Source organism: Streptomyces roseochromogenus subsp. oscitans DS 12.976 (genome assembly GCF_000497445.1).
GTDB lineage: Bacteria > Actinomycetota > Actinomycetes > Streptomycetales > Streptomycetaceae > Streptomyces > Streptomyces oscitans.
Genome location: NZ_CM002285.1, coordinates 3587052 through 3600317, shown reverse-complemented (window position 1 = coordinate 3600317; position 13266 = coordinate 3587052). Strand labels below are relative to the sequence as shown.

The 13266-nt window shown below is 71.2% G+C and carries 12 protein-coding genes; 7 read left to right on the top strand and 5 right to left on the bottom strand.

All coding sequences use genetic code 11. The features are described from left to right. The 3 genes from M878_RS65270 to sucD form a co-directional block, all read left to right on the top strand. Positions 1-854, top strand: an 854-nt coding sequence (locus M878_RS65270) for a hypothetical protein (RefSeq protein WP_023547285.1), incomplete at its 5' end; no start/stop codon positions are given. A gap of 542 nt (positions 855-1396) precedes the next feature. Beyond that, positions 1397-2578, top strand: a complete 1182-nt coding sequence (gene sucC, locus M878_RS65265) for an ADP-forming succinate--CoA ligase subunit beta (protein WP_023547284.1) — start codon at positions 1397-1399, stop codon at positions 2576-2578. Between the two features lie 27 nt (positions 2579-2605). Then, positions 2606-3490: a succinate--CoA ligase subunit alpha gene (gene sucD / locus M878_RS65260; protein WP_023547283.1), complete on the top strand. Its 885-nt coding sequence runs from the start codon at positions 2606-2608 to the stop codon at positions 3488-3490. 200 nt (positions 3491-3690) lie between these two features. Here sucD and M878_RS65255 read toward each other — a convergent pair whose 3' ends face one another. Next, positions 3691-4581 carry an RNA polymerase sigma factor gene (locus M878_RS65255; RefSeq protein WP_051430087.1) on the bottom strand — a complete coding sequence of 297 codons (891 nt, stop codon included), beginning with the start codon at positions 4579-4581 and terminating at the stop codon, positions 3691-3693. A 45-nt stretch (positions 4582-4626) separates the two neighbouring features. Here M878_RS65255 and M878_RS65250 point away from each other — a divergent pair, with 45 nt between their 5' ends. Next, complete coding sequence (locus M878_RS65250) at positions 4627-6450, top strand: cell division protein PerM (RefSeq protein ID WP_023547281.1); 1824 nt, start codon at positions 4627-4629, stop codon at positions 6448-6450. A gap of 595 nt (positions 6451-7045) precedes the next feature. Here the strand turns inward: M878_RS65250 and M878_RS94295 are convergent. Further along, complete coding sequence (locus M878_RS94295) at positions 7046-7939, bottom strand: hypothetical protein (protein ID WP_031225014.1); 894 nt, start codon at positions 7937-7939, stop codon at positions 7046-7048. 294 nt (positions 7940-8233) lie between these two features. On the opposite strand from M878_RS94295, the gene purN reads away from it, so the two are divergent. Both purN and purH read left to right on the top strand, forming a co-directional pair. Beyond that, complete coding sequence (gene purN / locus M878_RS65235; protein WP_023547278.1) at positions 8234-8872, top strand: phosphoribosylglycinamide formyltransferase; 639 nt, start codon at positions 8234-8236, stop codon at positions 8870-8872. Further along, complete coding sequence (gene purH, locus M878_RS65230) at positions 8869-10449, top strand: bifunctional phosphoribosylaminoimidazolecarboxamide formyltransferase/IMP cyclohydrolase (protein WP_023547277.1); 1581 nt, start codon at positions 8869-8871, stop codon at positions 10447-10449. Before purN ends, purH begins: the two co-directional genes overlap by 4 nt. Before the next feature lie 385 nt (positions 10450-10834). On the opposite strand, the gene M878_RS65220 is transcribed toward purH, so the two are convergent. Beyond that, a complete protein-coding gene (locus tag M878_RS65220; protein ID WP_023547275.1) occupies positions 10835-11020 on the bottom strand; it encodes a hypothetical protein in 186 nt (61 codons plus the stop codon). A gap of 103 nt (positions 11021-11123) precedes the next feature. Between M878_RS65220 and M878_RS65215 the strand changes: the two genes are divergently transcribed. Beyond that, complete coding sequence (locus M878_RS65215; RefSeq protein WP_245238106.1) at positions 11124-12080, top strand: Scr1 family TA system antitoxin-like transcriptional regulator; 957 nt, start codon at positions 11124-11126, stop codon at positions 12078-12080. 6 nt (positions 12081-12086) lie between these two features. On the opposite strand, the gene M878_RS65210 is transcribed toward M878_RS65215, so the two are convergent. Both M878_RS65210 and M878_RS65205 read right to left on the bottom strand, forming a co-directional pair. Further along, positions 12087-12557: a hypothetical protein gene (locus tag M878_RS65210; RefSeq protein WP_023547273.1), complete on the bottom strand. Its 471-nt coding sequence runs from the start codon at positions 12555-12557 to the stop codon at positions 12087-12089. A gap of 114 nt (positions 12558-12671) precedes the next feature. Further along, positions 12672-13266 (bottom strand): lysozyme family protein (locus M878_RS65205; RefSeq protein WP_023547272.1); only part of this gene is annotated, 595 nt, incomplete at its 5' end.

The following is a 13266-nucleotide window of genomic DNA, read 5'->3' as shown; positions in this document are numbered from 1 at the left end:
AGGACACCGCCTTCGCCGTGCGGGGAGTCGCCGGGGGCGCCGTCTCCGGGGTGCTGGGAGTCGCCGAGGGCGCCGTCTCCGGTGGGTACGGGACCGCCGAGGGTGCCGTCTCCGGGGTCCACGGGGTCGCCATGGGTGCCGTCGGTGATGTGCGGCCGGTGGCCGCGGACGCGACGTCGTACGCCGGCGGGCTGGTCGGACAGGTTGCCCAGAACGCCACGGAGGCCGTGCTGCCGCCGGTGGCCGCCGGTGTCGTGCACGGTGTCGTGCCGGTCGCCGGACAGGCCGTCGTCGACGCGGGCGCCCTCGGTCACGGCGTGGCCGCTGACGTGCGGCCCTTCGCGGACGGTGTCGTCGGTGCCGTACCGCCGCTCGCGTACGGCCTGACCGGGCAGACCGGGGACTTCGCCGAGGGCATGACCGCGCAGCTGCCGCCCTTCGCGGCCGGGGTCACGGGTGCGACCACGCCCCTCACCGGCACCGCCACCGGGGCCGTGCACCAGGCGGCCGGCACCGTCGTGTCCACCGTGACGCCCGTGGCCGGCCAGGTCACCGGGACCGTGCGGCCGGTCGCCGACGGGATCGGCGGGAGCACGGCCGGCCTGGCCCACGGCATCGCCGGTGAGACCGGGCCTTACGCGGAGGGTGTCACGGGCACCGCCGCGCCGCTCGCTCAGCAGGCCGGGACCTTCGCGTACGACCTCCAGGGCACGGTCCGGGACACCGGCGGTCCGCTCGCCGGGCACGCCGTCGCCGGAGCCGAAGGGGTCACCCGTACGGCCGTACCGACGGCGCACCTTCAGGACCCGTACGGCGTGCGGGGCGCTGCATCGGGCATCCGATACCAGGGCTGACAGCCCCGAAACGCTCCGTGGGGTGCCGGACCCGGACGGCCGAATTCCGTCGGTCCGTCCGGCCGGGGCCCCGCGGCCCGGGCGGGTGGTCCCCATTGGGGTGGGGATCAACCGCCCCGGCCCCGCAACCACCGGGGCCGTCCCCGAGGCCTCACCGGGTCAACCCCAGCCCGGTGAGGCCTCACACATCACCCCGAAGCCCCCGAAGCCGCCGGTCTGCCCCTGATCCGGCCCCGATCCGCCCCGGTCTGCCCCTGATCCGGCTCCGATCCGGCCCCGATCTGCCCCTCTTCCGCACCAGCTCCGCCCTGATCCATCGGCACGCCGTGCCAGGAAATTCGGCATCATGTGACAGGTATCACCGCTCGTGTGTGACCCTCGATTTAGGGAGCCCCCGCAAGCGGCGATAACCTGCGAGACGGACATGCCGCGCGCTCGGACACCGTGTGCGCCTCCCTTGTGACAAGCGGACGTCACGTTGCCCTTCGCGGCACGCCCACGCATCCAACGAACCGCGAGATCACTGATAGGGACGGAAGCGCGTGGACCTGTTCGAGTACCAGGCGAGGGACCTCTTCGCCAAGCACGATGTACCGGTGCTGGCCGGTGAAGTCATCGACACGCCTGAGGCGGCGCGCGAGATCACCGAGCGGCTGGGCGGCAAGTCCGTCGTCAAGGCGCAGGTGAAGGTCGGTGGTCGCGGCAAGGCCGGTGGCGTCAAGCTGGCCGCCTCCGCGGACGAGGCCGTCGCCCGCGCGACGGACATCCTCGGCATGGACATCAAGGGCCACACGGTCCACAAGGTCATGATCGCCGAGACCGCTCCGGAGATCCTCGAGGAGTACTACGTCTCCTTCCTCCTCGACCGTGCCAACCGCACCTTCCTCTCCATCGCCTCCGTCGAGGGCGGCGTGGAGATCGAGGAGGTGGCGGCCACCCGCCCCGAGGCCGTCGCCAAGACCCTGATCGACCCGATCGACGGTGTGGACGAGGCCAAGGCCCGCGAGATCGTCGCGGCCGCCAAGTTCCCGGCCGAGGTCGCGGACAAGGTCGCGAACGTCCTCGTCAAGCTGTGGGACACCTTCATCAAGGAGGACGCCCTCCTGGTCGAGGTCAACCCGCTGGCGAAGGTCGCCTCCGGCGAGGTCATCGCCCTCGACGGCAAGGTGTCGCTGGACGACAACGCCGAGTTCCGTCACCCCGACTTCGAGGAGCTCCACGACAAGGCCGCGGCCAACCCGCTCGAGGCCGCCGCCAAGGAGAAGAACCTCAACTACGTCAAGCTCGACGGCGAGGTCGGCATCATCGGCAACGGCGCCGGTCTCGTCATGAGCACCCTGGACGTCGTCGCGTACGCCGGTGAGAACCACGGTGGTGTCAAGCCCGCCAACTTCCTGGACATCGGCGGTGGCGCCTCCGCCCAGGTCATGGCGAACGGCCTGGAGATCATCCTGGGCGACCCGGACGTCAAGTCCGTCTTCGTGAACGTCTTCGGTGGCATCACCGCCTGCGACGAGGTCGCCAACGGCATCGTGCAGGCCCTGAAGCTCCTGGAAGACCGCGGCGAGAACGTCTCCAAGCCGCTCGTCGTCCGCCTCGACGGCAACAACGCCGAGCTGGGCCGACAGATCCTCACGGACGCCAACCACCCGCTGGTGCAGCGCGTCGACACCATGGACGGCGCGGCCGACAAGGCCGCCGAGCTGGCCCACGCCGCCAAGTAAGCACTCAGGACGAGGACACAACACACCATGGCTATCTGGCTCAACAAGGACAGCAAGGTCATCGTCCAGGGCATGACGGGTGCCACCGGCATGAAGCACACCAAGCTCATGCTCGGCGACGGCACGAACGTCGTGGGCGGCGTGAACCCGCGCAAGGCGGGCACCACCGTGGAGTTCGACGGCACCGAGGTACCGGTCTTCGGCACCGTCGAGGAGGCCATCAAGGCCACCGGCGCCAACGTCTCCGTCATCTTCGTGCCGGAGAAGTTCACCAAGGACGCGGTCGTCGAGGCCATCGACGCCGAGATCCCGCTGGCCGTCGTCATCACCGAGGGCATCGCCGTGCACGACACGGCTTCCTTCTGGGCGTACGCCGGCAAGAAGGGCAACAAGACCCGCATCATCGGCCCGAACTGCCCCGGCATCATCACCCCGGGCCAGTCGAACGTCGGCATCATCCCGGGCGACATCACCAAGCCGGGCCGCATCGGCCTGGTCTCGAAGTCCGGCACGCTGACGTACCAGATGATGTACGAGCTCCGTGACATCGGCTTCTCGACGGCCGTCGGCATCGGTGGCGACCCGATCATCGGCTCCACCCACATCGACGCCCTGGCCGCGTTCCAGGACGACCCGGAGACCGAGCTCATCGTGATGATCGGTGAGATCGGTGGTGACGCGGAGGAGCGTGCGGCCGCGTTCATCAAGGAGAACGTGACCAAGCCGGTCGTCGGTTACGTCGCGGGCTTCACCGCGCCCGAGGGCAAGACCATGGGCCACGCCGGCGCCATCGTCTCCGGCTCCTCCGGCACCGCACAGGCCAAGAAGGAGGCCCTGGAGGCCGCGGGCGTCAAGGTCGGCAAGACCCCGACCGAGACGGCGAAGCTCGCCCGCGAGATCCTGGGCGGCTGAGTTTCCCAGCCCACTCCCGGTAGGCCCGTCCCGTTGGCTGGGGCGGGCCTACCGGCGTTCATGCAGTCGACGGCACTGCTGTTCCCCGAGGGGTGCGACGAACTGCGCGACCAGCCACAGCGCGCCCGCACCCCCACCCACCCGCACGCGCCCGCACCCCCCGCCCGGCAGACGGCATCCGCAGGGAGACGAATCGCCGCTCATCCAGCCAGCGGTGCCAATCGATCCGGTCTCCCCGCTGCAGTGCTCCGCACCTTCGCCCGCCGCGCCTGTTCCTTCGGGGGCAGCGGCCCCATCGGGAGCAGTGGCCCCATGATCCCGACCGGCGGAACCCCCTCTACCGCCTGAGCCGGAGCGATCGGTGCCTCGAAATGCGTCGGCGCCGTCCACAGCGTGAGCGTCGTCGCACCGACGATCGTCCCCGTGAACGCGATCGCCGCCCGGGTCCAAAACATGCTCCGCCGCTCGCCCTCGCACCGCACCGGCTCCGGCTCGGCCGCGCGCAGCCGCTCGGTCGAGGCCAGTCCGAGCAGCCGGCGGTGCAGCTCGCCGGGGTCGGTCAGTTCCGGCAGCCGTGCGGCCACCGCCTCACGGGCGTGGGTCAGCCGGCGCGCGGCGGCCGGCGTGCTGGCCTCCGTCTCCGCTGCCGTCTCCGGCAGATCGAGGCCCACACCGTCGTACAGGACGAGCGTGCGCCGGTACGACGGCGGCAGTTGCAGCAGGGCGTCCAGCAGCGCCCGGTCGGCCGGGTCGGCGGGCGGCGGCTCCGTGTGCCGGTACCGGGGGCGGAAGCGGTGCCACGGCGAGAGCGCGCAGTCGTACGCCACCGCCCGCACCCAGCTCCCCGGATCCCGGTCCCGTGCCACCTCGGGCCAACGCTGCCAGGCCAGCTGGAAGGCCCGCTCCACGGCCTCGCGGGCCAGCTCCCGGCGCCCGGTGAGCAGATAGGTCTGGCGTACGAGGGCGGGGGCGCAGAATGAGTACAGCGCGTCGAAGGCCTGAGGCGCCGTCAGGGGCTGATCCTGCGTCAGCTTCGTCACTGTGCACCCTTTCGTACGAAAAAGCAGATAAACACATATTGAGCGACACATCGGGGGTTCGCCTGTTACGACGGGAAAGCGCGTGTCGTTGGGAGCATGGAGCGCGTGAATCTGATGACCGTTCACCGCACATCGCTGTCGCCCCTGCTGGCCCGGATGCGGGACCGCGAGCCCGGACTGGGTGCGAGCTTCCTGGGCGGCGCCGTCGCGGCCGGGCTCGGCGTCGCCTCGTTCGCCGCGCTCTTGATGGTGCTGTGGGTCAGCTCGCCGTACCCTGACAGCGGCCCGGGCGGCGCACTGCACGTCGCCGCCGCGCTGTGGCTGCTGGCGCACGGAGTCGAACTGGTCCGCACCGACACGCTCTCCGGGGCGCCCATGCCGGTGGGTGTGACGCCGTTGCTGCTGCTGGCGCTGCCCGTGTGGCGGGTGTACCGGGCGGCCAGGGACGCGGTGGACCCGCCCGACGACGCCGACGGCCCGCCGCCGGTACCGGCGAGCACGGTGTGGACCGGGGTCGTCCTCGGCTATCTCGGCGTCGGCGCCGCGATCGCGCTGTACTGCTCGGACGGCGAACTGCGGCCGTCGTGGGCCGGGGTGACGGTATGCCTGCCGCTGGTCGCGGCGGGTGCGGCGGCGGCCGGGGTGTGGTCGGCCTACGGCAGTCCGCGCGAGCCGGTGCTCCGGGTGCTGGTGGTGGTGCCGGGGCCGGTGCGGCGGCTGGTGTTCGGCGCGGACGCGCGCGCCCGGCTGGGTACGGCCGTACGGGCCACCGGTGCGGCCATGGCGGTGCTCTGCGGCGGCGGTGCGTTGCTGCTCGGGGTGTCGCTGGTGTGGCACGGCGAGCTGGCGCGGGTGTCCTTCCTGCAGCTGACGGAGGGGTGGACGGGGCGGTTCGCGGTGCTGATGCTTGGTATGGCGCTGATCCCCAACGCGGCGGTGTGGGCCGCCTCCTACGCGCTCGGCCCAGGGTTCCTTCTCGGTGCCGGGCATCTGGTGCACCCGTTCGCCTCCGATCCGGCCCCGCTGCTGCCGCCGTTTCCGCTGCTGGCGGCGGTGCCGGATCCGGGTGCCGGGACGCTGCTGAACTGGGCGGCGGGCGTGGTGCCGGCGGCGGCTGGCGTGACGGCGGGGTGGTTCGTGGCGCGGGGGGCCATGGACTGGGCGGAGCCGGGCGCACCGGTCTCGGCGCGCTGGTCGGTTCTCCGTACCGCCGGGGTGGTGCTGCTGACGGCGGCGGTCTGCGCGGCGGCCTTCGCCCTGCTCGCCGACCTGGCGGGCGGGCCGCTGGGTGTCGCCGCGCTGGCCAGCTTCGGGCCGGTGTGGTGGAAGGCCGGGGGAGCGGCGGGGGTGTGGACGGCGGCGTTCGCGATGCCGGTGGCGCTCGTGGTGCGGGGGTGGCGGGTGTGGGGACTGCGGACGCGGAACCGAACGGAAGAGATGGAAGAGGGGGAACCGAAGGCGGAGGATGCGGCCAAGGCCACGGAAGCGGGTCCGGGCACGGAGACCGCCAAGGCCGAGGGCGAGGAAGCGGCTCAGGGCAAGGAGTCGGCGAAGGGCGGCAAGGCTGAGGAGTCGGGTAAGGGCAAGGCGACGGCCAAGGGCAAGGCGACGGCCAAGGGCGGCAAGGGCAAGGCCTCGGGCAAGGGAAAGGATTCCGCGCGACCGGAGACGGCGTCCGGGACGACCGGTGGCGACGAGGAGGAGCTGTACGACTTCCTCCCGGCCGACGACCCGTTCCCCTCGGACCTGGCCGACGACCTGGCACGCGTCTCCCGTCGGCCGGCTCTACGAGAACCTGCCGACCCGCACGCCCCGACCGAAGCTCCGGCAAGCCCCACCGCTCCGGCGCCGCCCCCTCCAGCCGCTCTCACCGACCCGCCACCAGAAACCCTGGAACCCCCTGACACACCGCCCCACTGACCCTCCCCGAACCTTCGGGGTACTGCCGCCGGCCAACGGGCCGTTTCGCTCACCGGCGCTCGCGGGGCACCGCTCTCTGCGGGCCGGGCCCGCCCCAGCAGCACGACTGCCCGTGGCTACGGCGGCATCCTGGCCCCCCGCTGGGGTGGGCGCCGTCCCAGCGGCACGGGTGTTCGCAGCTACGGCGGTATCCCGGTCTCTGCGGGGTGGGCGCCGTCCCGGCGGTGCGGTTGCCCGGAGCTACGCGGATGTGATGGTCGCTGCTGGGGTGGGCGCCGTCCCAGCGGCACGGGTGTTCGCAGCTACGGCGGTATCCCGGCCTCTGCTGGGGGCGCCATCCCAGCGGCGCGACTGCCCGCAGCCCCCACAGACGCTCACCCGCCCGAGCTGGAGCCGGGCGCGGACCCGAGTCCAGCCCCTGTGCGGACCCGAGTCCGGAGCCTGCGCGGACCCGAGTCCAGACCCTGTGCGGACCCGAGTCCGGAGCCCGCGTGGGCCCGAGTCCAGAGCCCGCGTGGGCCCGAGTCCGGAGTCTGCGCGGACCCGAATCCAGACCCTGTGCGGACCTGAGTCCGGAGTCACGTGGGCCGGGGCCTCAGTTGTTGCCGACCCCCAGGACGCCCCGCAGCTGCTGCGGGAGCAGGCGGTCGCAGGACTGTTTGGCCTCGTGGGTGAGGGCGTCGTTGACGCAGGTGTAGTAGTCCCGGTAGACGAACTGGACCGTGAAGGTCGAGGCCACCAGGACCAGGGCCAGGGAGGCCGTGAGGAGACCGCCGACGGCCGCTGTCGTCTGGGGGCGCGCGGTGCCGGGTGCCGGCGGGGTGTCCGGGCTCGTGCCGCGCGGCTTGGCACGCAGCGCGCTGGTGCCCCAGTACAGAGCGAGCACACCCAGCAGCAGGGCCACGTACGGCCAGCTGAACAGCGCGAAGAAGACGGCCCACATGCCGGACAGCAGTGCGTAGCGCGCGCGGCGCTGGGCGGGGTCGGTCGGGTCCCAGCGCATGCCGGGGCCGGCCGGGCCGCCGGGACCCTGGGGGCCACCGCCGGGCCGCTCGCCGAAGCCGCCGGGGGAGCGTCCGGGCTGGCGGTCGCTCCACTGGCCGCCCCACGGGGAGCCACTCCCGGGACCGTGACCATGGCCGTGGCCCTGGGAACCTTCGGGGTGCCGGGGCTGCCAGGGCCGGTCCGGGGCACCCTCGGGCGGCGGCGCGAACGGATTGTCGTCCTGCTGCCCGCCCCCTTGTCCGTCGCCGCGACCGTCACCCGCGCGTCCGTTCCCCCCGCGACCGTCGCCTTGCTGACCCCCGCTTCGTCCGACATCGTCCCGGCCGGCCTGACCGCCGTGCCCGCCCTGGCCACCCTGACCCACATCGCTCCGCCCGGCCTCCGGAGGAGACGTCGGGCGTTCTCGCAGCAGGGCGGTGCCACGCTCGCCTCCCTGGAGCGGGTGCGGAGGGAACGTGAGGAGTCGCAGGCTGCGATCGGGCATCAAAAGAGCGTCTTCCCCTAGGTGAATACGGCTGTCCGATATGAGCTTCCACCCCGACAACGCACCGTACGACCACCGCGTTCCCAAGGCTGCCCCTTCGTGATTCCTTGCGAACGCTACCTTCCGGCCAAGCCCCCGTCCCGTGGGGGCCTTCCCGTGTGCCGGTATCGTTGCTGACGGTCGACCGCTTCGTAGACTTCCCCGTATCACAGGGCGCGAAGCATTCGTATGAATGTACAGAGCGAGCTACGAAGCGCCGGCCGGAACCGTCGCCACCCGAGAAAGGGCCCCATCGTGGCCGCCACCCCCGCTGGCCCCGCGGTCAAGCGCCTCGTCGTGCTGGTCTCCGGATCCGGTACCAATCTGCAGGCGCTCCTGGACGAGATCGAGCGAACCGGAGCCGAGCGGTTCGGCGCACGGATCGTCGCCGTGGGGGCCGACCGCACCGGTATCGAGGGGCTGGCCCGCGCCGAGCGGGCCGGGCTGCCGACCTTCGTGTGCAGGGTCAAGGACCACGACAGCCGTGAGGAGTGGGACGCCGCCCTCGCCGACGCCGTAGCGGCGTACGAGCCCGACCTCGTGATCTCCGCCGGGTTCATGAAGATCGTGGGGAAGGAGTTCCTCGCGCGCTTCGGCGGGCGGTTCGTGAACACCCATCCCGCCCTCCTCCCCAGTTTTCCGGGGGCCCACGGCGTCCGCGACGCGCTCGCGTACGGCGCCAAGGTCACCGGGTGCACCGTCCACTTCGTCGACGACGGCGTCGACACCGGCCCGATCATTGCTCAGGGCGTGGTCGAGGTCCGGGACGAGGACGACGAGAGCGCGCTGCACGAGCGCATCAAGGAAGTCGAGCGAAGGCTGCTCGTCGAGGTCGTGGGGCGGATCGCCCGCAACGGCCATCGCATTGAGGGACGAAAGGTAGTAATCCTGTGACCGCCGAGAGCACCGTCACGGCCGAGAGCGGCAAGCGGGCCCTGCGCCGCGCGCTCGTCAGCGTCTACGACAAGACCGGGCTGGAAGAGCTGGCCCGCGGGCTGCACGAGGCCGGGGTGGAACTGGTCTCCACCGGGTCCACGGCAGGCCGCATCGCCGCCGCCGGCGTCCCCGTCACCAAGGTCGAGGAGCTGACCGGATTCCCCGAGTGCCTGGACGGCCGGGTGAAGACCCTGCACCCGAGGGTGCACGCGGGCATCCTCGCCGACCTGCGGCTGGACAGCCACCGCGAGCAGCTCGCCGAGCTGGGCGTGGAGCCGTTCGACCTCGTCGTCGTGAACCTGTACCCGTTCCGCGAGACCGTCGCCTCCGGGGCCTCGGACGACGAGTGCGTGGAGCAGATCGACATCGGCGGCCCGTCGATGGTCCGCGCCGCCGCCAAGAACCACCCGTCGGTCGCCGTGGTCACCAGCCCCGAGCGGTACGCCGACGTCCTCGCGGCCGTCAAGGACGGCGGCTTCGACCTCGCCGCCCGCAAGCGGCTCGCCGCCGAGGCCTTCCAGCACACCGCCGCGTACGACGTCGCCGTCGCCTCGTGGTTCGCGTCCTCGTACGCCCCCGCCGACGAGTCGCACTTCCCGGACTTCCTCGGCGCCACCTTCGAGCGCGCCAACACCCTGCGCTACGGCGAGAACCCGCACCAGCCCGCCGCTCTCTACGTCGACGGCAGTGGCGGTCTCGCGGCGGCCGAGCAGCTGCACGGCAAGGAGATGTCGTACAACAACTACACGGACACGGACGCCGCCCGCCGTGCCGCGTACGACCACGACGAGCCGTGCGTCGCGATCATCAAGCACGCCAACCCCTGTGGTATCGCGGTCGGTTCGGACGTCGCCGAGGCGCACCGCAAGGCCCACGCCTGCGACCCGGTCTCCGCGTACGGCGGTGTGATCGCCGTGAACCGGCCGGTCAGCAAGGAGCTGGCCGAGCAGGTCGCCGAGATCTTCACCGAGGTCATCGTCGCGCCGGACTACGAGGAGGGGGCCCTGGAGGCCCTCACCAAGAAGAAGAACATCCGGGTCCTCAAGGCCCCGGGCGCGCCCTGCAACCGGGTCGAGGCCAAGCAGGTCGACGGCGGTCTGCTGCTCCAGGTCGCCGACCGGCTCCAGGCCGACGGCGACGACCCCGCCCACTGGACGCTGGCGGCCGGCGAGGCGCTGAGCGAGGCGGAGCTGAAGGAACTGGCCTTCGCCTGGAAGGCGTGCCGGGCCGTCAAGTCCAACGCGATCCTGCTGGCCAAGGACGGCGCCTCGGTCGGTGTCGGCATGGGCCAGGTCAACCGCGTCGACTCCTGCAAGCTCGCGGTCGAGCGGGCCGGCGAGGAGCGGGCGCGCGGCTCCTACGCGGCCTCCGACGCCTTCTTCCCCTTCCCCGACGGCCCCGAGATCCTGATCGGCGCCGGCGTCCGGGCGATCGTCCAGCCGGGCGGCTCGATCCGCGACGAGTTGGTCGTGGAGGCCGCCAAGAAGGCGGGCGTGACGATGTACTTCACGGGCACGCGCCACTTCTTCCACTGACGGTACGAGTGATTGGCCGGCGCTGATGCCGGGCCGGGGTGGCCCGGCATCAGCGCCAAGGCATGAGCAGCCAGGTCCGCACGCCATGCAGCGAGGCGGGGCCGTGGCTCAGAGCAGGTGGGGCGGGGGACGCCGGGGCGTCGTCGTACGAGCCAGGCGCGGGCGTCAGGATCGGTCACTTCGAGGCGGGTGCGGTCACCTTCCAGGCGGGTCAGCCGTACGGTGACCGGCGTGCCCTCGCCGACGTGGTTGATCACGTTGGCCAGTAACTCGCTTACACACAGCTGGAGTCCGGGGCACGGGGTGTCGTTCAGATGCTCGCGTACGGCTCGGCGGACCTCCGGTACGGCCTTGGGAAGCGTGAGCAGTTCGAGCGTCAGCGGTTTCACCGGCCGGCAGCCTCGTTGAGCGCCTCGGTCAGGGCTTGTGCAGTCGCCTGGTCGCAGTTGCCGAGGTGGATGAGCGGTTTGGCGTACGCGCTCGCGAAGGTCACCAGGTCCACGCCGAGGGAGGGCAGCGTGATGCCGTTCGCCTTCAGGGCGTCGCGGAGTTGTACGACGGTGGTTTCCATGGCCGTGTGCCTTTCTGTGACGAATCGCTCACAGAGTGGCGTCAGCTGCCGTAGCGTGGAAGAGGTTTCGGTTGCGCACGGTAACTGGTAGCGGTGGTGCGTTGTGCCTCCCAAGAAGGATCCCGACGCTTCGGTGAGCGTTCCCTGCTTCTACGGCGCGGAGTTGCGCTACAGGAGAGAGCAAGCCGGGCTGACCTTGGAGCAGTTGGTCGAGGGCAGTTTCCGGGGTATCTCGTTCCTCAGCCAGATCGAACGCGGGGAGAGGGGGATGCCGATGGATCTGGCCCTGCATGTGGATCGGCGGCTGGAGACGGACGGGTTTTTCGAGCGGCGGTGTGAAGACGTCGTCAAGGCACGGCGGGTGGGGCATGCGTGGTACTCCGCGGACGTCCCGGACATGGAGAAACAGGCGCTGACGCTGGAGGAGTGGGTGCCCAATGCCATCCCGGGGCTTTTGCAGACCGGGGCGTACTGCCGGGGCCGAATGCAGTACGGGGGCCCGGAGACGCCACCGGAGGTGGTCGAGCAGCGTGTCCGCGCACGGTTGGCGCGTGCGGAGTTGTGGAAGCGCGAGGACCGGCCCACTTACTGGGGGATCCTGAACGAGTCGGTCATCCGGAGGACCCCGCTTCCCCCAGCGGCGATGGCCGAGCAGGTGGAGCATATCCTCGACGTGATTCGGTCCACCCAGAGTGTTCTTCAGGTCGTTCCGGAAACGACCCCCTGGTCCCCGCTCGCTCACGCCATGGCCAAGATCATGACCTTCGCCGACGCCCCGCCGCTGGTATACACAGAGGGGAAGAAGCAGCGAGGACATACAGAGATGCAGCGCAGCAAGGGGATTGATCCGGACTCTGTCGCTTGGCGCAAGAGCAGCTACAGCAACGAGGATGGCGGCGAGTGCGTCGAAGTCGCCGACGCCCTCCCCGCCCTCGTCCCCGTCCGCGACTCCAAGAACCCGCAGGGCCCCGTCCTCCTCTTCCCCGCTCTCACCTGGACAGCATTCATCGACGGCCTCCGGCCCTCCCCCGAGGGAGCCGGAGGCCGTCGAGTCTGTTAGGTCAGGTCAGCAGGGACGCAGGGAGTAGATCGGGTCCCACGTCGCCGTGCCGGCCTCGTACGCCGTCGACGTCCAGCGGGTGCTGCCGTCCTGGTTGTAGAAGCTGGCGACCGTGCCCGGCGTCTGGTTGTTGGTGAACGGGCCGTCCCCGGTCCAGTTGTTGACGGTCCAGGTCTGGCACTTGTAGAAGTCGAACTTGGTGCCCTTGACGATCATGCACAGGTGCCCGTAGGCGCAGTCCAGGTCCTTGGCGGTGACCTTCCCCTTCGGGGCCTTGGTGAGGGTCAGGCCGTCGTACTGGACCTTGTCGGCGGAGGCCGAGAGCGCCTTCGGGTGGCCGGCGAGGACCTGGTCGGCCGTGGCCTGGATGCCGGTGACCCGGACGCCGTCCGGTGTGGCGGCGGTGGCCGCCACCGTGGAGCCGGCGAGCAGGGCGGTGGCCGCGACGAGCAGCGCTGCGGGCTTGGCGATGTTCACGATTCCCCCATGTGAACGAGTGGTTCGGTCGCTCCGCCGTGGCACGGTGGCCCCGGCGGAGTGGTTCCACCGTCGCAGCCGTATCCCCGTGCCGGTACCTCGGAAGTCTGAGGGTCACTTCTTGCCCGGGGGCGCGTACTCCTTGAGCCAGTGGCCGACTTGGGTGCAGTAGTCGCGGTACTCCGGGGGAATGCCGCCGCCCAAGCCGTTCACCCTGCTGTACGACGTCTCGTAGGCGGCCGCTATCAGCATCTGTTTGTCCGAACCCGAGCCGACCTTGAGATGCGGATCGATGAAGCAGAGGTAGCGGCCCATGGCCTGGATGGACACGGAGGGGGACAGCGGAGGTGTGGGGGTCGCCGACGCGGGGATGCCGTCGTCCCGCATCCACCACCGCAGGACGCGGGGCGTCCAGCGGGCGATGCCGAACTCCTGGTGGCCGGGATCGGAGAGGTCGGGGTCGAAGTCGCTCCCGGCCTTCAGCATCGCCGCGATCAGCGCGGGAGTGACGTCCGGATGGGGGCAGGCATGAGCGGAGTCGACGATGAGCTTGCGGTAGACGGCCGGCACGCCCTTGTCGGTACGGAGCTCCGAGGCACCGTAGGAGGCGAGGGCCGGCTGCCCGGTACTGCCGCCGTGCCCGGGTCCGGAGGCGCCCGCCCAGGTGCTGACGCCGTAGCCGAGGGCCGCCACGGCGGCCGTCGCGGCC

Bases quoted from the DNA above. Each gene is read 5' to 3' on its own strand.
- sucD (WP_023547283.1), top strand. From the start codon at position 2,606: ATGGCTATCTGGCTCAACAAGGACAGCAAGGTCATCGTCCAGGGCATG.
- M878_RS65255 (WP_051430087.1), bottom strand. From the start codon at position 4,581: ATGTGTCGCTCAATATGTGTTTATCTGCTTTTTCGTACGAAAGGGTGC.
- M878_RS65250 (WP_023547281.1), top strand. From the start codon at position 4,627: ATGGAGCGCGTGAATCTGATGACCGTTCACCGCACATCGCTGTCGCCC.
- M878_RS94295 (WP_031225014.1), bottom strand. From the start codon at position 7,939: ATGCCCGATCGCAGCCTGCGACTCCTCACGTTCCCTCCGCACCCGCTC.
- M878_RS65220 (WP_023547275.1), bottom strand. From the start codon at position 11,020: ATGGAAACCACCGTCGTACAACTCCGCGACGCCCTGAAGGCGAACGGC.